Consider the following 21,978-nt stretch of genomic DNA (forward strand, 5'->3'; position numbering starts at 1 on the left):
GGGAGACCAGGAAAATGTCACGTCGTCGTCGCCCCGAAAAGCGCGAAATCCTTCCCGATCCCCGTTTCGGCGATCAGGTTCTCACCAAGTTCATGAACCTCGTGATGTACGAGGGGAAGAAGTCGGTCGCCGAGTCGATCGTCTATTCCGCCCTCGACGTCGTCGAGCAGCGTGCCAAGCGCGACCCGCTGGGCGTGTTCCACGATGCGCTCGCCAACGTGCGTCCGCTGGTGGAAGTGCGTTCGCGCCGCGTTGGCGGTGCCACCTATCAGGTGCCGGTCGAAGTCCGCCCCGAGCGGGCCCAGGCCCTGGCCATCCGCTGGCTGATCGCTTCGGCGCGCAACCGTCCGGAAAAGACCATGTCGGCTCGTCTTTCGGCTGAGCTTCTCGAAGCCTCCAACAACCGGGGTGCTGCCGTGAAGAAGCGGGAAGATACGCACAAGATGGCCGAAGCCAACCGCGCCTTCTCGCATTATCGCTGGTAGTCCAGCGGTATTCAAAACCAGACACCCGGAGTTTTCCATGGCCCGCGTTCACCCGCTCCAGAAATATCGCAATATCGGCATCATGGCACACATCGATGCCGGCAAGACGACCACGACCGAGCGGATCCTCTATTACACCGGCAAGTCCTACAAGATCGGCGAAGTGCACGAAGGCACGGCGACGATGGACTGGATGGAGCAGGAGCAGGAGCGCGGGATCACGATCACGTCGGCTGCAACGACGTGCTTCTGGAACGACCACCGCATCAACATCATCGACACGCCTGGCCACGTTGACTTCACCATTGAAGTCGAGCGTTCGCTGCGCGTGCTCGATGGAGCGATCACCTGCTTCGACGGTGTTGCAGGCGTGGAACCGCAATCGGAAACGGTGTGGCGCCAGGCCGACAAGTATCGCGTGCCGCGCATGTGCTTCGTGAACAAGCTGGACCGTACCGGCGCAAACTTCGATCGCTGCGTGCAGATGATCAAGGATCGTCTGGGCGCGCGCACGGCCGTGCTCTATCTGCCGATCGGCCTGGAGGGCGATTTCGTCGGCCTCGTCGACCTGGTCGAGAACCGCGCCATCATCTGGCTGGAAGAAAGCCTGGGCGCCAAGTTCGAATACAAGGACATCCCGGCTGACTATGCCGACGCGGCGGCCGCTGCCCGGGCCGAACTCATCGAGATCGCCGTCGAGCAAGACGATGCGGCGATGGAAGCCTATCTGGAAGGCAATGAGCCCGACGTCGCGACGCTGAAGGCGCTGATCCGCAAGGGCACGCTGGCGTTCGACTTCGTGCCGGTGCTGTGCGGCTCGGCCTTCAAGAACAAGGGCGTGCAGCCCCTGCTGGATGCTGTCATCGACTATCTGCCGAGCCCGCTGGACATCCCGCCCGTCGAAGGCGTGCTGCCCAACGGCGAAAGCGACACCCGCAAGGCAGACGACGAAGCACCGTTCAGCGCTCTGGCGTTCAAGATCATGACCGACCCGTTCGTCGGCACGCTCACCTTTGCCCGCATCTATTCGGGCAAGATGGAAGCGGCGTCGACCGTGCTGAACTCCGTCAAGGACAAGCGCGAGAAGATCGGCCGTATGCTGCTGATGCATGCCAACAATCGCGAGGACATCAAGGAAGCCTATGCCGGCGACATCGTCGCGCTGGTTGGCCTGAAGGATGTGACGACCGGCGACACGCTCTGCGCGCCGCTGAAGCCGATCATCCTCGAGCGGATGGAATTCCCGGACCCCGTCATCGAGGTCGCGGTGGAACCCAAGACCAAGGCTGACCAGGAAAAGATGGGCATCGCCCTCAACCGCCTGGCGCAGGAAGATCCTTCGTTCCGCGTCACCTCGGACCTCGAATCCGGCCAGACGATCATCAAGGGCATGGGTGAACTTCACCTGGAAATCCTCGTCGATCGCATGCGCCGCGAGTTCAAGGTGGAAGCCAATGTCGGCGCTCCGCAGGTCGCTTACCGGGAATCGATCGGCCGCAAGGTCGATGTCGACTACACGCACAAGAAGCAGTCGGGCGGCACCGGCCAGTTCGGTCGCGTGAAGATGATTGTGGAACCGGGCGAGCGCGGTTCGGGCATCATCTTCGTCGACGAAGTGAAGGGCGGCAACGTTCCGAAGGAATATATTCCGGCCGTTGAAAAGGGTATCCGTGAAGTGGCGGCTTCGGGCGCGCTCATCGGCTTCCCCATCATCGACTTCAAGGTGACGCTGTATGACGGCGCCTATCACGACGTCGACTCGTCGGCCCTGGCCTTCGAAATCACCGGCCGCGGCGCCATGCGCGAAGCGGCTTCCAAGGCCGGCATCAAGCTGCTGGAGCCGATGATGAAGGTCGAGGTGGTGACGCCCGAAGACTTCATGGGCGACTGCATCGGCGACTTGAACAGCCGCCGTGGCCAGATCCAGGGCACCGACACCCGCGGCAACGCGCAAGTGATCGAAGCCATGGTGCCGCTGGCAAACATGTTCGGCTATGTGAACCAGCTGCGTTCGATGACGCAGGGCCGTGCACAATACACGATGCAGTTCAGCCACTATGAAGAAGTGCCTGCAAACGTGGCCGAAGAAGTGAAGGCAAAGCTGGCGTAAGCCAGCCGAGCCGGAAACCTGTTTACAAGACAACAGATTAAGCAAAGAGGACAGTAATATGGCGAAGGCGAAGTTTGAGCGGAACAAGCCGCACTGCAACATCGGCACCATCGGTCACGTCGACCACGGCAAGACCTCGCTGACGGCGGCTATCACGAAGATCCTGGCCGAAACCGGTGGCGCTACGTTCACCGCCTACGACCAGATCGACAAGGCCCCGGAAGAGCGCGAGCGCGGCATCACCATCTCGACCGCACACGTCGAGTATGAGACGCAGAACCGTCACTATGCGCACGTCGATTGCCCCGGCCACGCCGACTATGTGAAGAACATGATCACCGGTGCCGCCCAGATGGACGGCGCGATCCTGGTTGTTTCGGCCACCGACGGCCCGATGCCGCAGACCAAGGAGCACATCCTGCTCGCGAAGCAGGTCGGTGTGCCGGCCATGGTCGTGTTCATGAACAAGGTCGACCAGGTTGACGACGAGGAAATCCTCGAACTCGTCGAGCTGGAAATCCGCGAACTGCTGTCCAAGTACGACTTCCCGGGCGACGATATTCCGATCATCAAGGGTTCGGCCCTGATGGCTCTGGAAGACAAGAAGCCCGAAATCGGCCGCGACGCTGTTCTGAAGCTGATGGCTGCCGTCGACGAGTACATCCCGCAGCCGGAGCGTCCGCTGGACAAGCCGTTCCTGATGCCGATCGAAGACGTGTTCTCGATCTCGGGCCGCGGCACCGTGGTGACCGGCCGTGTCGAAACCGGCATCATCAAGGTTGGTGAAGAAGTCGAAATCGTCGGCATCAAGGACACCGTGAAGACGGTCTGCACCGGCGTCGAAATGTTCCGCAAGCTGCTCGACCAGGGTCAGGCCGGCGACAACATCGGCGCCCTGCTGCGCGGCACCAAGCGGGAAGACGTCGAGCGCGGCCAGGTTCTGGCCAAGCCCGGCACCATCACGCCGCACACCGAGTTCAAGGCCGAAGTGTACGTGCTGTCGAAGGACGAGGGTGGCCGTCACACGCCGTTCTTCGCCAACTATCGTCCGCAGTTCTACTTCCGCACGACCGACGTGACGGGCACTGTCGAGCTGCCGGAAGGCACCGAGATGGTGATGCCTGGCGACAACATCACGCTCGCCGTGAAGCTGATCGCCCCGATCGCCATGGAACAAGGCCTGCGCTTCGCCATTCGCGAAGGTGGCCGGACCGTTGGCGCAGGGGTTGTCGCCAGCATCATAAAGTAATATAGGCCTGCCTCCCGCCCGGCCGGTGATTCGTCATCGGCTGGGCGGGATTGCTTTTTGGTCGGGTGTTTCGGGATCGCTCTGCGGTTGCAGAGGTTATTTTCTGAAGCAACCGGTCGGGCTGTTTGAACTTTTAATCCGGTTTGAATCGGCGGTCGTCCCGAGAAAGGGAGTCCCGCCGACTGAAAAGAAGTTGGAAACATGGAAACGCAGAATATCCGCATCCGTCTGAAAGCCTTTGACCATCGCGTGCTCGATGCCGCGACGGGGGAGATTGCAGACACCGCCAAGCGCACGGGTGCTGATGTTCGCGGTCCGATCCCGCTTCCGACCCGGATCGAGAAGTTCACCGTCAACCGCAGCCCGCACGTCGACAAGAAGTCGCGCGAGCAGTTCGAAGTTCGGACGTACAAGCGGCTGCTGGATATCGTTAAGCCCACCCCGCAAACCGTGGACGCGCTGATGAAGCTCGATCTGGCTGCGGGTGTGGATGTCGAGATCAAGCTGCAGGGGTAACCTTGTAGCCTGAACAAGCCTTCCGGCGTTTTCGGAGGGCCTCTGAGTAGTCAAGCCTCGAGAGATTTCGCTCAACGGGCCTCTGAATGAAGGAAATGGAATGCGAACCGGCGTTATCGCCAGGAAGATGGGCATGACCCGTCTGTTCCGTGAAGACGGGGTCCATGTGCCCGTCACGGTCCTGGCACTCGAAAATTGCCAGGTGGTTGCCCAGAAGACGGCTGATCGCGACGGTTATGTTGCTGTCCAGCTCGGCTCGGGTACGGCCAAGGCCAAGAACCTCACCAAGCCCGAGCGCGGCCACTTCGGCAAGGCCGAAGTGGAGCCCAAGGCTGTGCTCGCCGAATTCCCGGTGTCGGAAGACGCTCTGGTCGATGTCGGCGCGGCAATTTCCGCAACCCACTTCGTCGTTGGCCAGATGGTCGACGTCACGGGCGCCACGCAGGGCAAGGGCTTTGCGGGCGGCATGAAGCGTTGGGGCTTCGGTGGTCTGCGCGCAACGCACGGCGTCTCCGTGTCGCACCGTTCGCTCGGTTCGACCGGTCAGCGCCAGGATCCCGGCAAGGTCTTCAAGAACAAGAAGATGGCGGGCCACATGGGTGACAAGAACCGCACCCAGCAAAATCTTGAAATCGTGATGACGGACGCCGAGCGCGATCTGCTGTTCGTGAAGGGCTCCGTGCCCGGCTCGAAGGGCGGCTGGCTGCTGATCCGCGACAGCGTGAAGGTGTCGCGTCCGGCCGATGCACCGTATCCGGCCGCTCTGAAGGGTGCCAACGATGGCGCCGCTGCTGCCGACACGCCCGCTGAAGCTCCCGCCACGGAAACCCCGGCTGAGGAGCAAGCGTGATGAAAGTAGAAGTGCAAACGCTGGCCGGCGGCAAGGCCGGTGAGCTCGAGCTCAACGCCGACGTGTTCGGTCTGGAGCCGCGCGCCGACATCCTGCACCGCGTGGTGACCTGGCAGCTGGAGAAGCGCCGGGCGACCGCTCGCGGCGCCAAGGAGCGTGCGGACGTTGCGCGCACCGGCAAGAAGTTCGGCAAGCAGAAGGGTGGCGGCACGGCCCGTCACGGCAACCGCGCTGCTCCGCAGTTCATCGGTGGCGGCAAGGCCCATGGCCCCCGCGTCCGTGACTTCGATCCGGGCCTGAACAAGAAGGTCCGTGCGCTGGGCCTGAAGGTCGCGCTGTCGGTCAAGGCCAAGGAAGGCAAGCTGGTTGTCGTCGACAACCTCGCGCTGGACGCCGCCAAGACCAAGGGTCTGAAGGAAACGCTCGGCAAGCTGGGCGTGGCCAACGGCCTCTTCATCGACGGGACTGCCGTGGACGTGAACTTCGCTCTGGCGAGCCGCAACCTGTACAAGGTTGACGTGCTGCCGGCAGTCGGCGCCAACGTCTATGACATCCTGAACCACGATCACCTGGTGCTGACGCGCGCAGCGGTCGAGCAACTGGAGGCGCGTTTCGTCGCCGGCGGCCATCAGACGGAGGCGCAACAAAATGGCTAAGGCTTCCGAAAGCATCGACCTGAAGCACTTCGACGTGGTGGTGAAGCCCATCATCACCGAGAAGTCGACCCTGGTCGGCGAACATAACCAGCTGGTTTTCGCAGTGGCCAAGACCGCTTCGAAGCCGGAGATCAAGGCTGCCGTCGAGGCGCTGTTCAACGTCAAGGTGACGAACGTGAACACGCTGATCCAGAAGGGCAAGACCAAGAAGTGGAAGGGGCAACCCTACCGCCGCAATGATCTCAAGAAGGCCATCGTGACTCTGGCCGACGGCCAGTCGATCGACGTGACCGCCGAAGTGAAGGCGGGGGGTAACTGACGCCATGGCACTTAAGAACTACAACCCGACAAGCCCGGCCCGTCGTGGCCTGATCCTTGTCGACCGGTCGAGCCTCCACAAGGGCAAGCCGGTGAAGTCTCTGACCGAAGGACTGAAAAAGTCCGGCGGCCGGAACAACATGGGCCATGCAACGGCTCGCGGCATCGGCGGCGGGCACAAGCAGTCCTACCGGATCATCGACTTCAAGCGTCGGACCTGGGATGTGGCGGCGACCGTCGAGCGGCTGGAGTATGACCCCAACCGTTCCGCGTTCATCGCGCTCGTCAACTATCCCGACGGCAAGCAGGCCTATATCCTGGCTCCGCAGCGCCTCGCGCCCGGCGATCAGGTCGTGGCCGGCAAGAAGGTCGACGTGAAGCCCGGCAACGCGATGGAGATCGGCCAGATGCCGGTTGGCACCATCGTGCACAACGTGGAGCTGAAGCCCGGCAAGGGCGGCCAGCTGGCCCGTGCTGCCGGTACCTTCATCCAGGTCGTCGGCCGCGATCGGGGGATGGTCATCATCCGCCTGAACTCCGGCGAGCAGCGCTATGTGCGTTCGGATTGCATGGCGACGGTTGGCGCGGTTTCGAACCCCGACAACTCGAACCAGAATCTTGCGAAGGCCGGCCGCAACCGCTGGCTGGGCAAGCGTCCGCTGACGCGCGGCGTCGCCAAGAACCCGGTCGACCACCCGCACGGCGGTGGTGAAGGCCGGACTTCGGGCGGCCGCCACCCGGTTACCCCGTGGGGCAAGCCGACGAAGGGCGCCAAGACTCGTTCCAACAAGGCGACCGACAAGATGATCATTCGTTCGCGTCACGCGAAGAAGAAGAGGTAAGGGATGGCACGCTCCGTCTGGAAGGGCCCGTTCGTCGAACTGAGCCTGTTGAAGAAGGTAGAATCCGGTGCCCGTGGTCCGATCAAGACCTGGTCGCGCCGCTCCACCATCCTGCCGCAATTCGTTGGGCACACGTTCAGTGTGTATAACGGAAAGAAGTTCGTGCCGGTTTCGGTGTCGGAAGAAATGGTGGGCATGAAGCTCGGCGAGTTTGCGCCGACGCGCACCTTCCCCGGCCACGCAGCCGACAAGAAGTCGAAGAGGTAAGCGAGAGATGTCGAAACCAGTAGCAGGTCGCAAGGTCGGCGAGCGTGAAGCGCTCGCGGTTGCGACCACCGTGCGCGGTTCGCCCCAGAAGCTGAACCTCGTCGCCGGACTCATTCGCGGCAAGAAGGCCGGCGAAGCCGTCAATGCGCTCACCTTCTCGTCGAAGGCGATGGCGGTTGACGTTCGCAAGTGCCTGCAGTCGGCGATCGCCAACGCGGAAAACAACCACAACCTGGATATCGACCGGCTGTGGGTGAAGGAAGCTTCGGTCGGCAAGTCGATCACCATGAAGCGTTTCGCGACCCGTGCGCGTGGCCGTTCGACCCGCATCGTGAAGCCTTTCGCCAAGCTGCGCATCGTTGTGCAGGAACGTGACATCAACGAGGAGGCGGGCGCCTAACATGGGTCAGAAAACTTCCCCCATCGGGCTTCGGCTCCAGATCAACCGCACCTGGGATTCGCGCTGGTATGCCGCCGGCGACGATTATGGTCGGCTGCTGCTGGAAGATCTGAAGATCCGCCAGTATGTCCTGAAGAACCATCCGCAGGCCGCCATCTCCAAGGTGGTCATCGAGCGTCCAGCCAAGCTGTGCCGCGTGTCCGTCTTTGCCGCACGCCCCGGCGTGATCATCGGCAAGAAGGGCGCCGACATCGAGAAGCTGAAGAAGGCGATCGGCGCGATGACGAAGAGCGAAGTTTCGCTCAACATCGTCGAAATCCGCAAGCCGGAAGTCGATGCCCGCCTGATCGCGCAGGGCATTGCCGACCAGCTGGAGCGCCGCGTGGCGTTCCGTCGGGCGATGAAGCGTGCCGTGCAATCCGCGCAGCGTCTGGGTGCCGAAGGCATCAAGATCACCTGCGGCGGTCGTCTGGGTGGGGCGGAAATCGCCCGTACCGAGACGTATCGTGAAGGCAAGGTGCCGCTGCACACGCTGCGCGCCAACGTCGATTATGCCGAAGCCCAGGCCCACACGGCCTATGGCGTCTGCGGCGTGAAGGTCTGGGTGTACAAGGGCGAAATCCTTGGCCACGACCCGATGGCACAAGACCGGCTGATGATGGAATCCCAAACTTCGGGAGTTCGTCCCGCACGATAAGCGACGCTGACAAGCGTCGCCTTATCGGGGGCAATTCCCTGTCTGAAGGCGAGAAAAGATGCTGCAACCCAAACGGACAAAGTTCCGCAAGGCCTTCAAGGGCCGCATTCACGGTGATGCCAAGGGCGGAACCGCGCTGAACTTCGGCGCCTTCGGCCTGAAGGCGATGGCGCCCGAGCGGATCACCGCGCGCCAGATCGAAAGCGCCCGCCGCGCGATCACCCGCCACATGAAGCGCCAGGGGCGCTTGTGGATCCGCATTTTCCCCGACGTTCCGGTTTCGTCGAAGCCGGCCGAAGTCCGCATGGGCTCGGGCAAGGGTAACCCGGAATATTGGGTCGCCCGCGTGAAGCCGGGTCGCATCATGTTCGAGATCGACGGCGTGACCGCCGAGATTGCCGCCGGTGCCTTCGAGCGCGCCGCCGCCAAGCTGCCGATCAAGGTGAAGATGGTCACCCGCCTGGGTGAGCAGAAGGAAGGCTGATCCATGGCCAAAATCGATTACAAGGGGCGTTCCGACGCCGACCTTATGGGTGATCTGCAGGCGCTTAAGCGCGAGCAGCTGAACCTGCGCTTCCAGTCTGCCACCCAGCAGCTGGAGAAGCCGAGCCGGGTCAGGGAGGTGCGTCGCAGCATCGCCAAGATCCAGACCGAACAGACCGCCCGCGCCGCCAGAAATGAGTCTGGTGCGCAGGCGACTGAAGCCTAAGGAGAGTACCATGCCCAAGCGCGTGCTTCAGGGGACGGTGGTCTCCGACAAGACGGACAAGACGGTGGTTGTGCTGGTGGAGCGGCAGGTGCCGCACCCGCTGTATGGCAAGATCATCCGCCGTTCTAAGAAATATCATGCCCACGACGAAGCCAATACCGCGAAGGAAGGCGATGTCGTGCGGATCGAGGAATGCGCTCCGGTCTCCAAGCTGAAGACCTGGCGCCTGCTTGAGAAGGTCGCCTAATGATCCAGATGCAAACCAACCTGGATGTCGCTGACAACAGCGGCGCCAAGCGCGTCATGTGCATCAAGGTGCTGGGCGGCTCCAAGCGGCGCTTCGCCGGCGTGGGCGACGTGATCGTCGTCTCGGTGAAGGAAGCGCAGCCGAAGGGCCGCGTGAAGAAGGGCGACGTGCATCGCGCTGTCGTCGTTCGCACCGCCAAGGACATCCGTCGCGCCGACGGTTCGGTGATCCGCTTCGACGGCAATGCCGCCGTGCTGATCAACAAGAACGAGGAGCCGATCGGCACCCGTATCTTTGGCCCGGTGGTGCGTGAACTGCGCTCGACCGGTCACATGAAGATCATTTCGCTCGCGCCGGAGGTGCTGTGATGTCGATGGCTAAGATCCGCAAGGGCGACACCGTCGTCGTGCTGACGGGCAAGGACAAGGGCCGCGAAGGTCAGGTTGTCCAGTCCATGCCGAAGGACGGCAAGGTCGTCGTTTCGGGCGTGAACATGATCGCCCGTCATACCAAGCCCTCGCAGGCTGATCCCGAAGGTGGGGTCAAGCGTCGCGAAGCGGCTATCAACGTGTCGAACGTGGCCATCAAGGATCCGAAGACGGGCAAGCCCGCTCGCGTCGGCTTCGAAGTGCGCGACGGCAAGAAGGTTCGGGTCCTGAAGGGCTCGGGTGAGGTGCTCAATGGCTGATCAAAAGCAGAAGCCGCGGCTGCAGAAGCTCTATGACGAGAGCATCAAGGCCGCGATGACGGAAGAGTTCGGCTACAAGAACCACATGCAGGTTCCGAAGATCGAAAAGATCGTCATCAACATGGGCGTGGGTGAAGCCACCCAGGACAAGAAGAAGGTCGAAATCGCGGCTGCCGAAATGATGGCAATCGCCGGCCAGAAGCCTGTCGTCACCAAGGCGACGAAGTCGATCGCGCAGTTCAAGCTGCGCGAAGGCATGCCGATCGGCTGCAAGGTGACCCTGCGTTCCGACCGCATGTACGAATTCCTCGACCGTCTGGTTACCATCGCGCTTCCCCGCGTGAAGGATTTCCGTGGCCTGAACCCGAAGAGCTTCGATGGCCGTGGCAACTTCGCAATGGGCTTGAAAGAGCAGATCATTTTCCCGGAAGTGCCCTACGACAAGATCGACAAGATCCGGGGCATGGACATCATTGTTACCACCACCGCCGGCACGGACGACGAGGCGCGCGCGCTTCTTCGCCACTTCGGCATGCCCTTCGTGGGCGACGCCGAAGCCCGCGCCGCTGCGGCCGCGGCCTGAGATAGAAAGAGCTTAAGTCCATGGCGAAACTGAGTTCTGTGAACAAGAACGAGCGCCGCAAGGCGCTGGTCAAGCAGTATGCTGCGAAGTTCGAGAAGCTGAAGGCAATTGCGAACGACGAGAGCCGCGATGAAGGCGAGCGTCTGATTGCACGCCTGAAAATGGCGGAATTGCCGCGCAATGCGAACCCGACCCGGGTGCGCAACCGTTGCGAACTGACCGGGCGCAGCCGCGCCTACTATCGCAAGTTCAAGCTGTCGCGGGTGATGCTGCGGGAACTGGGCAACAAGGGCCTGATTCCCGGCCTCACCAAGTCGAGCTGGTAAGGCCAGAGATATGAACATGACCGATCCCCTGGGTGATATGCTCACCCGTATCCGCAACGGCCAGTCCGCGAAGAAGGACAGCGTCCTGACTCCGGCTTCCCGTCTGCGGGCCAGCGTGCTCGATGTGCTGCAGCGCGAAGGCTATATCCGTGGCTACTCCAAGGAGGAGAACACGGGGCCGACGCCGACCATCCGTATCGAGCTGAAGTATTTCGAAGGCCAGCCGGCGATCCAGCACGTCTCGCGCGTGTCGAAGCCCGGTCGCCGCGTCTATGCCGGTGCCACCGAGCTGCCGCGCGTGAAGAACGGCCTTGGAATCACCATCGTCTCGACGCCGAAGGGCGTTCTCTCCGATGCGGAAGCTCGGACCGAGAACGTCGGCGGCGAAGTCCTCTGCCAGGTGTTCTGATATGTCGCGCATTGGAAAAAAACCCGTTTCGCTGCCCAGCGGCGTGAATGCCCAGATCAGCGATGGCATCATCGAGGTGAAGGGTCCGAAAGGCGTCCTCTCGATGCCGACCGTGCCCGACATCGCCTATGTGATCGAAGGCAACGAGATCCGCGTGAACCCGGCCAACGACACCAAGCGCGCCCGTGCCTTCTGGGGCATGCAGCGCACGCTGGTTTCGAACCTGGTGGTGGGCGTCTCCGACGGCTTCACCAAGGTGCTGGAAATCACCGGCGTCGGCTACCGTGCCTCCGTTCAGGGCAAGATCCTGAAGCTGCAGCTCGGCTACAGCCACGATGTCAACTACGACATCCCCGAAGGCATCACCATCAAGACGCCTGACCAGACGACGGTGGAAATCACCGGCTCTGACCGGCAGAAGGTGGGCCAGGTGGCCGCGGAAGTTCGCCGCTGGCGCAAGCCGGAACCCTATAAGGGCAAGGGCATCAAGTATCGCGGCGAGTTCATCTTCCGCAAGGAAGGGAAGAAGAAGTAATGGTGAAGCATCTTTCCCCCTTCGAGGCCCGTCGGCGCCGCGTGCGCACGGCCCTCGTTTCGAAGGCCGGTGGCCGTCCGCGGCTTTCGGTGCATCGCTCGCAGCAGCACATCTATGTGCAGGTGATCGACGACGCAGCCGGCAAGACGCTGGCCGCTGCCTCCACGCTGGAGAAGGATTTCTCCGGCACGGGTGCAACGGTTGCGGCCGCTGCTGCCGTAGGCAAGCTCGTTGCCGAGCGCGCCAAGGCTGCCGGGGTCTCCAAGGTCGTGTTCGACCGTGGCGGCTTCATTTTCCACGGCCGGGTGAAGGCGCTTGCCGACGCCGCCCGCGAGGGCGGACTGGAGTTCTGATATGGTTGACGACGTGATCGAAACCGAAGCCGCTGGCACCGAAGCCGTGGCACCGACCGAAGATCGTGGCCCGCGCGGCCGCGGTGGCGACCGTGGCGGTCGTGGTGGTCAGGGCGGCCAGGGTGGCCGTGGTCGTGGTGGACCGGGCGGTGGCCGTGATGGCGACCGTCGCCGTCGCGAACCGCGCGCTGCCGATGGCGAAGATGGCCAGGAACTGATCGAGAAGCTGGTTCACATCAACCGCGTCTCGAAGACGGTGAAGGGCGGCAAGCGCTTCGGCTTTGCAGCTCTGGTCGTCGTCGGCGACGGCAAGGGCCGGGTCGGCTTTGGCCATGGCAAGGCGCGCGAAGTGCCGGAAGCCATTTCCAAGGCAACCGCTGCCGCGAAGAAGGCGATGATTCGCGTTCCGCTGCGCGAAGGCCGCACGCTGCACCATGATGGCTATGGCCATTTCGGCGCCGGCAAGGTTCATGTGCGTTCGGCGACGGCCGGTACCGGCATCATCGCCGGCGGCCCGATGCGCGCTGTCTTCGAAAGCCTGGGCGTGGCCGACGTGGTTTCCAAGTCGACCGGTTCCAACAACCCCTACAACATGGTGCGCGCTACCTTCGCCGCTCTGGAAGAGCAGACCTCGCCGAGGACTGTCGCCCAGCGTCGTGGCAAGAAGGTTGCCGACCTGCTGGCTCGCCGTGGCGACATCAGCGTGGCGCAAGCCGCTGCTGACGCCGACGCGGTTGTTGCCTGAGGAGCGTGACAAATGGCTGACGTAAAGACTGTCAAGGTGACCCAGACCGGTTCGCCGATCCGCCGCACCAAGGAACAGCGCGCCACCCTGGTGGGCCTGGGCCTCAACAAGATGAACCGGACGCGGGAATTGCAGGACACCCCCGAGGTGCGCGGCATGATCGCCAAGGTAAAGCATATGGTGAAGGTCGAGGGTTAAGCCCTCGGCTCTTCACTGCGCGTAACAAGCGAAAGCGAGTGCAGATATGAAACTGAACGAAATCAACGACAATGCCGGCGCCCGCAAGGATCGGGTGCGCGTGGGCCGCGGTATCGGCTCGGGCGTAGGCAAAACCAGCGGCCGCGGCCAGAAGGGCCAGAAGAGCCGTTCGGGCGTTGCCATCAAGGGCTTCGAAGGCGGCCAGATGCCGCTGCACATGCGGCTTCCGAAGCGCGGCTTCAACAAGCCGAACCGGGCCGAGTACAGCGAAGTCAACATCGGCGCGATCCAGAAGGCCGTCGATGCCGGCCGTCTCGACGCCGGCAAGGCGATCGATCTCGCTGCGCTGCAGGCTGCCGGTCTCGTCACCCAGCCGAAGGATGGCGTCCGTCTGCTCGGCAAGGGCGAACTGAAGGCCAAGCTGGACATTTCGGTCGCTGGCGTCACGAAGTCCGCCCAGGCGGCTGTCGAGGCTGCCGGCGGTAAAGTGACCCTGCCGGTGAAGAAGGCTCAGGCAGAAGCCTGAGCCCATCTTCCCAAAGCCGGGGTGCGCGCCTACATCGGCACTTTCCGAGGTTAGCGCCGCCCCCGGCGGATGCGGCTCCTGTTAGGATGACGAGATGGCGACTGCCGCCGATACGCTTGCCCAGAATCTGAGTTTCGCCAACTTCTCCAAGGCGACCGAACTCAAGAAGCGCCTGTGGTTCACCATCGGCGCGCTCATCGTCTTCCGCCTCTGTTCGTTCGTGCCGCTGCCCGGCATCGACCCGCAGGCACTTTCCCAGCTGTTCAATCAGACATCGGGCGGCATGCTCGATTTCTTCAACATGTTCTCGGGCGGCGCGCTGGAGCGGATGTCGATCATCGCGCTCGGCATCATGCCCTACATCACCGCCTCCATCGTCGTGCAGCTGATGGGCTCGATCTACGAACCCTGGAAGGCACTGAAGAAAGAAGGCGAGAGCGGCCGCAAGAAGCTGAACCAGTACACCCGGTTCGGCACCGTCGTGCTCACCATCTTCCAGGGCTATTCGATCGCCGTCGGCCTCGAGGCCTGGGGTTCCGGCAACGGTATAGCGGCCGTGATCGATCCGGGCTGGTTCTTCCGCATTTCCACCATCATCACCCTCTTGGGCGGCACGCTGTTCCTGATGTGGCTGGGCGAACAGATCACCAGCCGCGGCATCGGCAACGGTATCTCGCTCATCATCATGGCCGGCATCGTCGCACAGATCCCGCGGGCACTCGGCGGCCTGTTCGAGCAGGGCCGCACCGGCGCCGTCTCTGCCGGCTTCATCATCACCATCATCGTTCTTGGCCTCGCGGTCGTCGCTTTCATCTGCCTGATGGAGCGGGCGCAGCGGCGGATTCCGATCCAGTATCCCAAGCGCCAGGTGGGCAACCGCATGTTCCAGGGCGACAGCTCGCACCTGCCGCTGAAGCTGAACACGCCGGGCGTCATCCCGCCGATCCTCGCCTCGTCGCTGTTGCTGATGCCGCTGACCTTTGCCCAGTTCATGGGACAGAGCGGTGGCCCGGACTGGCTGCTTACGATCACCACGGCGCTGCAGCATGGCGCACCGCTCTATATGCTGCTGTACGCCGGCGGCATCATCTTCTTCAGCTTCTTCTACACGGCCATCGTCTTCAACCCCGAAGAAACGGCTGAAAACCTGAAAAAGCAGGGTGGCTTCGTTCCCGGCATCCGCCCGGGCGAGAAGACCGCGCAGTATCTGGATCATGTGCTTACCCGGATCACGGTGATCGGTGCGGCTTACCTGACTCTGGTCTGCCTGATGCCGGAATTCCTGATCAGCCAGATGGCGGTGCCCTTCTATCTGGGCGGCACCTCGCTGCTGATCGTCGTCAACGTGACAATGGATACCGTGGCGCAGATTCAGGGCCATATGCTGGCCCACCAGTATGAGGGCCTCATCAAGAAGGCGAAGCTAAGGGGAGGGCGGCGTTGAGTTCAGCTGAGGGGGCGTCTGTTACCGGCACCAACATCATTCTTCTGGGGCCTCCGGGTGCCGGCAAGGGAACGCAGGCGACCCGGCTGGTCGACGAACGCGGAATGGTGCAGCTCTCCACGGGCGACATCCTGCGCGCTGCGGTAAAGGCCGGCACCCCGGTTGGCCAGATGGCCGACGAGATCATGAAGGCAGGCAAGCTGTTCCCGGATGAGCTGATGGCCGAGATACTGGGCGAGCATCTCGACGGCATCCCGCTTTCCAGCGGCGTCATCTTTGACGGCTATCCCCGCACCGAGCGGCAGGCCGAGCTGCTGGACGAGCTGCTGGCAAACCGCAATCGCAAGCTGGACTATGTGATCGAGCTGGTGGTGGACGAGGACGCGCTGGTGGATCGCATCACCGGTCGCTTCACCTGCGCCACGTGCGGCGAAGGCTATCACGATCGTAACAAGCAGCCGAAGGTCGCGGGCGTCTGCGATCGATGCGGCAGCACCGAATTCAAGCGCCGCCCCGACGATACCGAGGAAACCGTGCGCACGCGCATGGGCGAATATCGCGCAAAGACGGCGCCGATTCTGCCGATCTACGCGGCACGCGGCCTGGTGCGGCAGGTAGACGGCATGGCAGACATGACCGATGTCGGGGGCGCGATTGCCGCGATCCTCGATAAGGCTTGAGGCTGGCGATTGAGAACGAAGCCTGGGCCGGGGCTGGTTCCGGCCCGCCCGACAGGTGCAGGACCAAGCCGGATTGGGGTTGACATACCCCGATTCGCTGGATAGCAGCCCCTTTCCGCTTTTTACGTGCGCAAGGCATGGCCCCGTCCTATCGGGTGGCATTGTCATTTGCAGGTGAAAGGATCGGCAACGCAAAGAGATGGAGCGCCCAGCCCAAGGCGCTCTGTGGAGCAGGAGTAGTTTGTGGCCCGTATTGCAGGGGTGAACATCCCCACCAACAAGCGTGTGGAAATTGCGCTGACCTATATTCACGGCATCGGCCGTACCCGCGCGAAGGAAATCACCGTGAAGCTGGGCCTGGCGCCCGAGCGTCGCGTGCAGGACCTGACCGACGCAGAAGTGCTTTCGATCCGCGAAACGATCGACCGCGACTACACGGTCGAGGGCGATCTTCGTCGTGACAACGCGATGGCAATCAAGCGCCTGATGGACCTGGCCTGCTATCGCGGCCTGCGTCACCGCAAGGGCCTGCCCGTTCGCGGTCAGCGCACCCACACCAACGCCCGCACCCGCAAGGGCAAGGCCAAGCCGATCGCAGGGAAGAAGAAGTAATGGCACGCGCACCCGAAAGGCTGAAGCGCCGCGAGCGCAAGAACATCACCGCCGGCGTCGCGCATGTGAACGCCAGCTTCAACAACACCATGATCACCATCACCGACGCACAAGGCAACGCGATTGCCTGGTCCTCGGCCGGCACCATGGGCTTCAAGGGCAGCCGCAAATCGACGCCCTATGCCGCTCAGGTCGCCGCTGAAGACGCCGGCAAGAAGGCCGCCGAACACGGCGTCCGCACGCTGGAAGTGGAAGTGAAGGGCCCGGGTTCGGGTCGTGAATCCGCGCTGCGCGCTCTGCAGGCTGTGGGCTTCCAGATCACGTCCATCCGCGACGTGACCTCGATCCCGCACAACGGCGTTCGTCCGCCGAAGCGCCGCCGCGTCTGACATATGGTTGAGCACGCCGGCGGTGCCCGCCGCCGGCGAGCTGGCATATTGGTCCTTCAGGGCCATATGCGCGAGGGCACGAAGATACTGCGGCCAGCCGGACGGTGTGGCAGCAGAGCGATCCCGGGGGTTCTACCCCTAAGGCAAAGGTGAACACACGTGTCAGCAGCCTATGCGAAGAACTGGCAGGAACTGAAGAAGCCGAACGCCCTGGACGTGAAGACCGGCGGAACGGCAAGCAAGAAGCAATTTGTGGCAGAACCGCTCGAGCGTGGTTTCGGCCTCACCCTTGGCAACTCGCTGCGGCGGGTTCTCCTGTCGAGCCTGCAGGGCGCGGCAGTGACGGCCATCAAGATCGATGGCGCGCTGCACGAGTTCTCCTCGCTGCTCGGCGTTCGCGAAGACGTGACCGACATTGTCCTCAACGTGAAGCAGATCGTGGTGAAGATGCAGGGCGACCAGCCCAAGCGTCTGTCGCTGTCGGCTTCCGGCCCCGGCGAAGTCACCGCCGGGCAGATCGCCGTCACCGGCGACATCGAGATTTCCAACCCGGATCTCGTCATCTGCACGCTGGACGAAGGCGCGACGTTCAACATGGAGCTGACCGTTCAGGCCGGCAAGGGCTATGTCCCCGCTGCGCAGAACCGTCCGGCAGATGCACCGATCGGGCTGATCCCCGTCGACGCACTGTTCTCGCCGGTGCGTCAGGTCGCCTACAAGGTCGAACCGACCCGCGTCGGCCAGGACCTCGATTACGACAAGCTGACGCTGACGGTGGAAACCGACGGCTCGGTGAACCCTGAGGACGCTGTCGGCTATGCCGCCCGCATTCTGCAGGACCAGCTGCAGCTGTTCATCAACTTCGAAGAGCCGGCAGCCCGCCCGGTGGCAGCTGCCCCCGTGGCCGGCGGCGTCGCGGAAGAAGCTCCGACCGACGTGATGATGAACCGCAACCTCCTGAAGAAGGTGGACGAGCTGGAATTGTCGGTTCGGTCGGCGAACTGCCTGAAGAACGACAACATTATCTATATCGGCGACCTGGTGCAGAAGTCGGAACCGGAAATGCTCCGCACCCCGAACTTCGGCCGCAAGTCTCTCAACGAGATCAAGGAAGTTCTCGCTTCCATGGGCCTGCGCCTGGGCATGGATATCCCGGGCTGGCCGCCGGAAAACATCGAAGATCTTGCCAAGAAGCTTGAGCAGGAATTCTAAAGCCCGATCGGCCCGGGGTTAAACGGGCCTGGATTGGGGTACCTTGCACGGCCCCCTTACGAACGGAGAATGAGAAATGCGTCATAAGGTTGCCCATCGGAAGCTTGGCCGTACCACCGAACACCGGATGGCCATGCTGAAGAACATGTCGGCTTCGCTGATCAAGCATGAGCAGATCACCACCACCCTGCCGAAGGCGAAGGAACTTCGTCCCTACGTCGAAAAGCTGGTAACGCTGGCAAAGAAGGGCGGTCTTTCCAACCGCCGTCTGGCCCACGCCCGGCTGCAGGACGATACCCAGCTCGTGAAGCTGTTCGACGTGATCGCTGCCCGCTATGCCACCCGTCAGGGCGGCTATGTGCGCGTGTTGAAGGCCGGCTTCCGCGCCTCGGACCAGGCGGCGATGGCCGTGATCGAGTTCGTCGACCGCGATGTCAGCGCCAAGGGTCAGGATTCGGGTCCGGTGAACGCCGAGGCCGAAGCAGCCTGAGGCTGGCAGCAAACGGAAAAGGGACGGCCCGTCCGGCACCAGCCGGGCGGGCCGTTTCCGTTTGTAGCCGGTTCGATTGCGTGGGGCGAACTGACCCGTTCCCTTCGGCACGCGGGATGCCCTAAGGCGAAGCTTAGATGACTAATCTGGGGATTCGCTGACGATGGCTGACAGAACGCCGCTTCGGGGCCGTGGGCACTACAAGGCGTGGCGGGCTATCGCTACCCGCTGGATGGACAACGACGTCTATGGCCATGTGAACAACGTCGTCTACTACAGCTTCTTCGATACAGCGGTGAACGCCTGGCTGGTCGAACATGGCCTCCTCGATATAGAGCGCGGGCCGCTGATCGGGCTCGTCGTCGAAACCGGCTGCACCTACGCCCGCCCCGTCGCCTTCCCGGAGGAAGTACAGGCCGGCATCGTCGCCACGAAGATCGGCAACACGTCGGTCCGCTATGACATCGGCCTGTTTGTGAAGGGCAATCCCCAGCCCGCGGCGCAGGGCTTCTTCGTGCATGTCTATGTCGATCGCCCCAGCCGCCGCCCGCAGGCGCTTGCGCCGGAGTGGAAGTCCACGCTTCGAAAGATCGCCGGCCCGGATGCCGGCTGAGGTTCAACACGTTCGCTGATAGGCAAAGGCGGCGGTTTCATAGGGGAAGGCGACCTCCGGACCGGACAGGGCAGGGGTGGCGGCAATAAACTCCCGCACCTGCCGCACCACCGCCTCCTGTTCGGCTGGCGGCAGGGCGGCGATGAAGCTGACGGACAGCGTCCGCCCAACAATCACATCCTCTGCCGGCCCCACATGGTCGTTGCGGAAATGCGCTTCGCCCACATGGCGAAACCCCGCCGCTGGAAACTGCTGCCGCCATTTGCCGCTCCGATAGCGGGGTGCGTCCCCGCCATGCGGGTCTATCAGCGCGCTGAGCCGGGCCACCCAGTCGACGCGCTCGTCGCGCACATTCCAGATCAACCCCAGCATCCCGCCCGGCTTCAGCACCCGATGCATCTCCGCCAACGCCGCAGGGGTGGCGAACCAGTGAAAGGCCTGCGCGCAGACGATGGCGTCGGCAGATTGCGCGGGCAGCGGAATCTGTTCCGCAGTGCCTTCCAGTGCCTTCACCTGCGGAAACGCTTCGGAAAGCCTTGCCCGCATCGCCGCCACAGGCTCCACTGCAATCACCTCGGCTCCGGTTTCCAGCAGATTGGGCAGGAACTTGCCCGTCCCGGCTCCAAGATCGACAACGCTGCGCCCCGACCCCAGCCCCAGCACCTCCCGCAGCCAGATTCCCGTCTCCGGCGGATAGCCAGGTCGTCCACTCACATAGGTTTTCGACCGCGCTTCATATCCCTGTCCGGCAGCTTCATGGATTCTCGGCATGTCTGCCCATCTCCTCCGGCAACGCCTTGTTGAAGCGAGTGGCCTGCTTTATGGGCTCGCCATGTCAGTCTCAGCCGAAGCCGCCGCCAATACAATCCTGATCCTGGACTTCGGGAGCCAGGTAACCCAGCTGATCGCCCGTCGGGTGCGTGAAGCCCATGTCTATTGCGAGGTGGTGCCGTTTCACGCAGCCGCCACGGCGCTGGAACGGCTGAAGCCAAAGGCCATCATCCTCTCCGGCGGCCCGGCCAGCGTGACCGAGGCGACCAGCCCGGAACTCCCGCCCGAAGTGCTTTCAGCCGAGGTGCCGGTACTTGGCATCTGTTATGGCCAGCAGGCCATGGTGAAGGCTCTGGGCGGCCGTGTATCCCCGGGCAAGACCCGCGAATTTGGTCGCGCGGAAGTGCAGGTCGTCGCGCCTTGCCGCCTGTTCGAAGGCGTCTGGACCGACGGCGGCAAGCATCTCGTCTGGATGAGCCACGGCGATCAAGTGGACATGCTGCCCGAAGGCTTCGAGGTTGTGGCGAAATCCGATGGCGCTCCCTTCGCCTTTGTCGCCAACGAAGCAAAATCGCTGTTCGGCGTGCAGTTCCATCCGGAAGTGCTGCACACGCCGGATGGGCGGGCCCTGATCGAGAATTTCGTGCTGAAGGTGGCGGGTGCCAAGCCGGTCTGGAGCATGGCCAGCTTCCGCGAAACCAAGATCGCCGAGATCCGGCAACAGGTGGGGCAGGGCAAGGTTATCTGCGGCCTCTCCGGCGGCGTCGATTCGGCCGTCGCAGCGGTGCTCATTCACGAAGCCATCGGCGACCAGCTCACCTGCGTCTTCGTCGACCACGGCCTCATGCGCCTCAACGAAGCCGAGCAGGTCGTCACCCTGTTCCGTGACCATTACAATATTCCGCTGATCCATGTGGACGCCAGCAAGCAGTTCCTGGGCGGCCTCGCCGGCGTCACCGACCCAGAGGCAAAGCGCAAGTTCATCGGCAAGACCTTCATCGACGTGTTCGAGGCCGAGGCGAAGAAGATCGGCGGCGCCAAGTTCCTAGCGCAGGGCACGCTCTACCCCGACGTTATCGAGAGCGTCAGCTTCATCGGCGGCCCCAGCGTCACCATCAAGAGCCACCACAATGTCGGCGGCCTGCCGGAGCGCATGGACATGGCGCTGGTGGAACCGCTGCGCGAGCTGTTCAAGGACGAGGTCCGCGCACTGGGCCGCGAACTGGGGCTGCCCGACGTCTTCGTTGGCCGCCACCCCTTCCCCGGGCCCGGCCTTGGCATCCGCATCCCCGGCGAAGTCACGCAGGAAGCCTGCGATATCCTGCGCCAGGCCGACGCCGTCTACCTGGAGGAAATCCGCGCCGCCGGCCTCTACGACCAGATCTGGCAGGCCTTCGCTGTCCTGCTGCCGGTGCGCACTGTCGGCGTGATGGGCGACGGCCGCACCTACGACCGCGTCTGCGCCCTGCGCGCCGTCACATCGGTCGACGGCATGACCGCCGACATCTACCCATTCGAAGCCACCTTCCTGAGCCGCGTGGCGACCCGGATCGTCAACGAAGTGAAGGGCATCAACCGGGTCGTCTATGACTATACGTCTAAGCCACCCGGCACGATCGAGTGGGAGTAGGATCCAGGACGACGTGAAGCGGGCGCTGAAAGCGCTCGCCCAGGAGAGGCCATCGGGCGAGATCCATCGGCCGCCTTTCCCCGCTTGATGGCAGGCCATCCCGTCCTAGGCGCGCGCCCAGTCGAAGGTCAGCTCGCCTTCCCGATGCGCAAACCGGTTCAGATGTTCGGCCACGACCTGCTGCATCCGTTCGATCTCCCCCTCGGGAGCGGTCACTGCCACATGCAGTTCCGAGTCGTTGGCCTCCAGCGCACACGACTTGCCATCGCCGAAATCGATGGTGCCGGCCGGCCCTTCCTGCGTCACCGCAAAGCGATGGCCCCAATGGCTGCAAAGCTGCCGCACATAGCGCTCGGCCATCGGGGTGGGGACATGGGCGTTGCTGCTGGTCATCGGTCATCTTCCGGCAATTGTTGCGAAGGGTTCGC

34 protein-coding genes are annotated in these 21,978 nt (G+C 63.1%); 32 read left to right on the forward strand and 2 right to left on the reverse strand.

The genetic code is table 11. The features are described 5' to 3' along the window. Positions 1 to 14: 14 nt before the first annotated feature. From rpsG to IM784_RS00540, 31 genes are all read left to right on the forward strand, one after another. Positions 15 to 485 (forward strand): 30S ribosomal protein S7, encoded by a 471-nt coding sequence (rpsG, locus tag IM784_RS00390; protein ID WP_199553332.1) that lies wholly within the window; start codon positions 15 to 17, stop codon positions 483 to 485. A 37-nt stretch (positions 486 to 522) separates the two neighbouring features. After that, a complete protein-coding gene (gene fusA / locus IM784_RS00395) occupies positions 523 to 2,595 on the forward strand; it encodes an elongation factor G (protein ID WP_199553333.1) in 2,073 nt (690 codons plus the stop codon). Positions 2,596 to 2,653: 58 nt separating this feature from the next. Continuing rightward, positions 2,654 to 3,844, forward strand: a complete 1,191-nt coding sequence (gene tuf, locus IM784_RS00400) for an elongation factor Tu (RefSeq protein WP_199553334.1) — start codon at positions 2,654 to 2,656, stop codon at positions 3,842 to 3,844. A 201-nt stretch (positions 3,845 to 4,045) separates the two neighbouring features. Beyond that, positions 4,046 to 4,360, forward strand: a complete 315-nt coding sequence (gene rpsJ / locus IM784_RS00405; protein ID WP_140927701.1) for a 30S ribosomal protein S10 — start codon at positions 4,046 to 4,048, stop codon at positions 4,358 to 4,360. 100 nt (positions 4,361 to 4,460) lie between these two features. Next, positions 4,461 to 5,210, forward strand: a complete 750-nt coding sequence (gene rplC, locus IM784_RS00410) for a 50S ribosomal protein L3 (RefSeq protein ID WP_199553335.1) — start codon at positions 4,461 to 4,463, stop codon at positions 5,208 to 5,210. Continuing rightward, positions 5,210 to 5,866, forward strand: coding sequence for a 50S ribosomal protein L4 (gene rplD, locus IM784_RS00415; RefSeq protein ID WP_199553336.1), 657 nt, complete (start codon positions 5,210 to 5,212; stop codon positions 5,864 to 5,866). Before rplC ends, rplD begins: the two co-directional genes overlap by 1 nt. Next, complete coding sequence (locus tag IM784_RS00420; protein ID WP_199553337.1) at positions 5,859 to 6,185, forward strand: 50S ribosomal protein L23; 327 nt, start codon at positions 5,859 to 5,861, stop codon at positions 6,183 to 6,185. Before rplD ends, IM784_RS00420 begins: the two co-directional genes overlap by 8 nt. A gap of 4 nt (positions 6,186 to 6,189) precedes the next feature. Next, the gene (rplB, locus tag IM784_RS00425) at positions 6,190 to 7,026 is read left to right on the forward strand and encodes a 50S ribosomal protein L2 (RefSeq protein ID WP_199553338.1); all 837 of its coding nucleotides are present in this window, start codon (positions 6,190 to 6,192) and stop codon (positions 7,024 to 7,026) included. 3 nt (positions 7,027 to 7,029) lie between these two features. Beyond that, a complete protein-coding gene (rpsS, locus tag IM784_RS00430) occupies positions 7,030 to 7,293 on the forward strand; it encodes a 30S ribosomal protein S19 (protein WP_140927697.1) in 264 nt (87 codons plus the stop codon). Between the two features lie 7 nt (positions 7,294 to 7,300). Next, a complete protein-coding gene (gene rplV, locus IM784_RS00435) occupies positions 7,301 to 7,693 on the forward strand; it encodes a 50S ribosomal protein L22 (protein WP_199553339.1) in 393 nt (130 codons plus the stop codon). A 1-nt stretch (position 7,694) separates the two neighbouring features. After that, on the forward strand, positions 7,695 to 8,390 hold the full coding sequence (gene rpsC / locus IM784_RS00440; RefSeq protein ID WP_199553340.1) for a 30S ribosomal protein S3: 696 nt from the start codon (positions 7,695 to 7,697) through the stop codon (positions 8,388 to 8,390). Positions 8,391 to 8,448: 58 nt separating this feature from the next. Then, positions 8,449 to 8,874: a 50S ribosomal protein L16 gene (gene rplP, locus IM784_RS00445; protein WP_199553341.1), complete on the forward strand. Its 426-nt coding sequence runs from the start codon at positions 8,449 to 8,451 to the stop codon at positions 8,872 to 8,874. Between the two features lie 3 nt (positions 8,875 to 8,877). After that, the gene (gene rpmC, locus IM784_RS00450; protein WP_199553342.1) at positions 8,878 to 9,099 is read left to right on the forward strand and encodes a 50S ribosomal protein L29; all 222 of its coding nucleotides are present in this window, start codon (positions 8,878 to 8,880) and stop codon (positions 9,097 to 9,099) included. A gap of 10 nt (positions 9,100 to 9,109) precedes the next feature. Further along, positions 9,110 to 9,346 (forward strand): 30S ribosomal protein S17, encoded by a 237-nt coding sequence (rpsQ, locus tag IM784_RS00455; RefSeq protein ID WP_199553343.1) that lies wholly within the window; start codon positions 9,110 to 9,112, stop codon positions 9,344 to 9,346. Beyond that, positions 9,346 to 9,714, forward strand: a complete 369-nt coding sequence (rplN, locus tag IM784_RS00460) for a 50S ribosomal protein L14 (protein ID WP_199553344.1) — start codon at positions 9,346 to 9,348, stop codon at positions 9,712 to 9,714. Before rpsQ ends, rplN begins: the two co-directional genes overlap by 1 nt. After that, entirely contained in the window at positions 9,714 to 10,034 is a 321-nt protein-coding gene (gene rplX, locus IM784_RS00465) for a 50S ribosomal protein L24 (RefSeq protein ID WP_199553345.1), read from the forward strand. Before rplN ends, rplX begins: the two co-directional genes overlap by 1 nt. Then, the gene (rplE, locus tag IM784_RS00470) at positions 10,027 to 10,617 is read left to right on the forward strand and encodes a 50S ribosomal protein L5 (RefSeq protein ID WP_199553346.1); all 591 of its coding nucleotides are present in this window, start codon (positions 10,027 to 10,029) and stop codon (positions 10,615 to 10,617) included. Before rplX ends, rplE begins: the two co-directional genes overlap by 8 nt. A gap of 20 nt (positions 10,618 to 10,637) precedes the next feature. Further along, positions 10,638 to 10,943 carry a 30S ribosomal protein S14 gene (rpsN, locus tag IM784_RS00475; protein WP_199553347.1) on the forward strand — a complete coding sequence of 102 codons (306 nt, stop codon included), beginning with the start codon at positions 10,638 to 10,640 and terminating at the stop codon, positions 10,941 to 10,943. A 10-nt stretch (positions 10,944 to 10,953) separates the two neighbouring features. Continuing rightward, positions 10,954 to 11,352: a 30S ribosomal protein S8 gene (gene rpsH, locus IM784_RS00480; RefSeq protein WP_199553348.1), complete on the forward strand. Its 399-nt coding sequence runs from the start codon at positions 10,954 to 10,956 to the stop codon at positions 11,350 to 11,352. 1 nt (position 11,353) lies between these two features. Further along, entirely contained in the window at positions 11,354 to 11,887 is a 534-nt protein-coding gene (gene rplF, locus IM784_RS00485) for a 50S ribosomal protein L6 (protein ID WP_199553349.1), read from the forward strand. Positions 11,888 to 11,889: 2 nt separating this feature from the next. Beyond that, on the forward strand, positions 11,890 to 12,240 hold the full coding sequence (rplR, locus tag IM784_RS00490) for a 50S ribosomal protein L18 (RefSeq protein WP_328799440.1): 351 nt from the start codon (positions 11,890 to 11,892) through the stop codon (positions 12,238 to 12,240). 1 nt (position 12,241) lies between these two features. Next, complete coding sequence (rpsE, locus tag IM784_RS00495) at positions 12,242 to 12,985, forward strand: 30S ribosomal protein S5 (protein ID WP_235976447.1); 744 nt, start codon at positions 12,242 to 12,244, stop codon at positions 12,983 to 12,985. Positions 12,986 to 12,997: 12 nt separating this feature from the next. After that, positions 12,998 to 13,183, forward strand: coding sequence for a 50S ribosomal protein L30 (gene rpmD, locus IM784_RS00500; protein ID WP_199553351.1), 186 nt, complete (start codon positions 12,998 to 13,000; stop codon positions 13,181 to 13,183). 46 nt (positions 13,184 to 13,229) lie between these two features. Then, positions 13,230 to 13,709: a 50S ribosomal protein L15 gene (gene rplO / locus IM784_RS00505; protein WP_199553352.1), complete on the forward strand. Its 480-nt coding sequence runs from the start codon at positions 13,230 to 13,232 to the stop codon at positions 13,707 to 13,709. Between the two features lie 94 nt (positions 13,710 to 13,803). Next, the gene (gene secY, locus IM784_RS00510) at positions 13,804 to 15,153 is read left to right on the forward strand and encodes a preprotein translocase subunit SecY (RefSeq protein ID WP_199553353.1); all 1,350 of its coding nucleotides are present in this window, start codon (positions 13,804 to 13,806) and stop codon (positions 15,151 to 15,153) included. After that, entirely contained in the window at positions 15,150 to 15,833 is a 684-nt protein-coding gene (locus tag IM784_RS00515) for an adenylate kinase (RefSeq protein ID WP_199553354.1), read from the forward strand. Before secY ends, IM784_RS00515 begins: the two co-directional genes overlap by 4 nt. Positions 15,834 to 16,076: 243 nt before the next feature. Then, on the forward strand, positions 16,077 to 16,445 hold the full coding sequence (gene rpsM / locus IM784_RS00520; RefSeq protein ID WP_199553355.1) for a 30S ribosomal protein S13: 369 nt from the start codon (positions 16,077 to 16,079) through the stop codon (positions 16,443 to 16,445). Continuing rightward, positions 16,445 to 16,834, forward strand: a complete 390-nt coding sequence (gene rpsK / locus IM784_RS00525; RefSeq protein ID WP_199553356.1) for a 30S ribosomal protein S11 — start codon at positions 16,445 to 16,447, stop codon at positions 16,832 to 16,834. The genes rpsM and rpsK overlap by 1 nt, the downstream gene beginning before the upstream one ends. Positions 16,835 to 16,993: 159 nt before the next feature. Beyond that, positions 16,994 to 18,046, forward strand: a complete 1,053-nt coding sequence (locus tag IM784_RS00530) for a DNA-directed RNA polymerase subunit alpha (protein WP_199553357.1) — start codon at positions 16,994 to 16,996, stop codon at positions 18,044 to 18,046. 76 nt (positions 18,047 to 18,122) lie between these two features. Next, complete coding sequence (gene rplQ / locus IM784_RS00535; protein WP_199553358.1) at positions 18,123 to 18,536, forward strand: 50S ribosomal protein L17; 414 nt, start codon at positions 18,123 to 18,125, stop codon at positions 18,534 to 18,536. 163 nt (positions 18,537 to 18,699) lie between these two features. Further along, complete coding sequence (locus IM784_RS00540) at positions 18,700 to 19,149, forward strand: acyl-CoA thioesterase (protein WP_199553359.1); 450 nt, start codon at positions 18,700 to 18,702, stop codon at positions 19,147 to 19,149. Positions 19,150 to 19,152: 3 nt separating this feature from the next. Here IM784_RS00540 and IM784_RS00545 read toward each other — a convergent pair whose 3' ends face one another. Beyond that, on the reverse strand, positions 19,153 to 19,920 hold the full coding sequence (locus tag IM784_RS00545) for a class I SAM-dependent methyltransferase (protein WP_199553360.1): 768 nt from the start codon (positions 19,918 to 19,920) through the stop codon (positions 19,153 to 19,155). A 61-nt stretch (positions 19,921 to 19,981) separates the two neighbouring features. Between IM784_RS00545 and guaA the strand changes: the two genes are divergently transcribed. Then, positions 19,982 to 21,550: a glutamine-hydrolyzing GMP synthase gene (gene guaA, locus IM784_RS00550; RefSeq protein ID WP_199554085.1), complete on the forward strand. Its 1,569-nt coding sequence runs from the start codon at positions 19,982 to 19,984 to the stop codon at positions 21,548 to 21,550. Positions 21,551 to 21,655: 105 nt separating this feature from the next. Here the strand turns inward: guaA and IM784_RS00555 are convergent, their stop codons facing one another. After that, on the reverse strand, positions 21,656 to 21,943 hold the full coding sequence (locus IM784_RS00555) for a DUF2218 domain-containing protein (protein ID WP_199553361.1): 288 nt from the start codon (positions 21,941 to 21,943) through the stop codon (positions 21,656 to 21,658). Between the last annotated feature and the right edge of the window lie 35 nt (positions 21,944 to 21,978).

This window comes from Sandaracinobacteroides hominis (genome assembly GCF_016464365.1).
GTDB classification, from domain to species: Bacteria; Pseudomonadota; Alphaproteobacteria; order Sphingomonadales; family Sphingomonadaceae; genus Sandaracinobacteroides; species Sandaracinobacteroides hominis.

Coding starts and splice junctions, on each gene's coding strand:
- rpsG (WP_199553332.1), top strand. CDS start 15: ATGTCACGTCGTCGTCGCCCCGAAAAGCGCGAAATCCTTCCCGATCCC.
- fusA (WP_199553333.1), top strand. CDS start 523: ATGGCCCGCGTTCACCCGCTCCAGAAATATCGCAATATCGGCATCATG.
- tuf (WP_199553334.1), top strand. CDS start 2,654: ATGGCGAAGGCGAAGTTTGAGCGGAACAAGCCGCACTGCAACATCGGC.
- rpsJ (WP_140927701.1), top strand. CDS start 4,046: ATGGAAACGCAGAATATCCGCATCCGTCTGAAAGCCTTTGACCATCGC.
- rplC (WP_199553335.1), top strand. CDS start 4,461: ATGCGAACCGGCGTTATCGCCAGGAAGATGGGCATGACCCGTCTGTTC.
- rplD (WP_199553336.1), top strand. CDS start 5,210: ATGAAAGTAGAAGTGCAAACGCTGGCCGGCGGCAAGGCCGGTGAGCTC.
- IM784_RS00420 (WP_199553337.1), top strand. CDS start 5,859: ATGGCTAAGGCTTCCGAAAGCATCGACCTGAAGCACTTCGACGTGGTG.
- rplB (WP_199553338.1), top strand. CDS start 6,190: ATGGCACTTAAGAACTACAACCCGACAAGCCCGGCCCGTCGTGGCCTG.
- rpsS (WP_140927697.1), top strand. CDS start 7,030: ATGGCACGCTCCGTCTGGAAGGGCCCGTTCGTCGAACTGAGCCTGTTG.
- rplV (WP_199553339.1), top strand. CDS start 7,301: ATGTCGAAACCAGTAGCAGGTCGCAAGGTCGGCGAGCGTGAAGCGCTC.
- rpsC (WP_199553340.1), top strand. CDS start 7,695: ATGGGTCAGAAAACTTCCCCCATCGGGCTTCGGCTCCAGATCAACCGC.
- rplP (WP_199553341.1), top strand. CDS start 8,449: ATGCTGCAACCCAAACGGACAAAGTTCCGCAAGGCCTTCAAGGGCCGC.
- rpmC (WP_199553342.1), top strand. CDS start 8,878: ATGGCCAAAATCGATTACAAGGGGCGTTCCGACGCCGACCTTATGGGT.
- rpsQ (WP_199553343.1), top strand. CDS start 9,110: ATGCCCAAGCGCGTGCTTCAGGGGACGGTGGTCTCCGACAAGACGGAC.
- rplN (WP_199553344.1), top strand. CDS start 9,346: ATGATCCAGATGCAAACCAACCTGGATGTCGCTGACAACAGCGGCGCC.
- rplX (WP_199553345.1), top strand. CDS start 9,714: ATGTCGATGGCTAAGATCCGCAAGGGCGACACCGTCGTCGTGCTGACG.
- rplE (WP_199553346.1), top strand. CDS start 10,027: ATGGCTGATCAAAAGCAGAAGCCGCGGCTGCAGAAGCTCTATGACGAG.
- rpsN (WP_199553347.1), top strand. CDS start 10,638: ATGGCGAAACTGAGTTCTGTGAACAAGAACGAGCGCCGCAAGGCGCTG.
- rpsH (WP_199553348.1), top strand. CDS start 10,954: ATGAACATGACCGATCCCCTGGGTGATATGCTCACCCGTATCCGCAAC.
- rplF (WP_199553349.1), top strand. CDS start 11,354: ATGTCGCGCATTGGAAAAAAACCCGTTTCGCTGCCCAGCGGCGTGAAT.
- rpsE (WP_235976447.1), top strand. CDS start 12,242: ATGGTTGACGACGTGATCGAAACCGAAGCCGCTGGCACCGAAGCCGTG.
- rpmD (WP_199553351.1), top strand. CDS start 12,998: ATGGCTGACGTAAAGACTGTCAAGGTGACCCAGACCGGTTCGCCGATC.
- rplO (WP_199553352.1), top strand. CDS start 13,230: ATGAAACTGAACGAAATCAACGACAATGCCGGCGCCCGCAAGGATCGG.
- secY (WP_199553353.1), top strand. CDS start 13,804: ATGGCGACTGCCGCCGATACGCTTGCCCAGAATCTGAGTTTCGCCAAC.
- rpsK (WP_199553356.1), top strand. CDS start 16,445: ATGGCACGCGCACCCGAAAGGCTGAAGCGCCGCGAGCGCAAGAACATC.
- rplQ (WP_199553358.1), top strand. CDS start 18,123: ATGCGTCATAAGGTTGCCCATCGGAAGCTTGGCCGTACCACCGAACAC.
- IM784_RS00540 (WP_199553359.1), top strand. CDS start 18,700: ATGGCTGACAGAACGCCGCTTCGGGGCCGTGGGCACTACAAGGCGTGG.
- IM784_RS00545 (WP_199553360.1), bottom strand. CDS start 19,920: ATGCCGAGAATCCATGAAGCTGCCGGACAGGGATATGAAGCGCGGTCG.
- guaA (WP_199554085.1), top strand. CDS start 19,982: ATGTCAGTCTCAGCCGAAGCCGCCGCCAATACAATCCTGATCCTGGAC.
- IM784_RS00555 (WP_199553361.1), bottom strand. CDS start 21,943: ATGACCAGCAGCAACGCCCATGTCCCCACCCCGATGGCCGAGCGCTAT.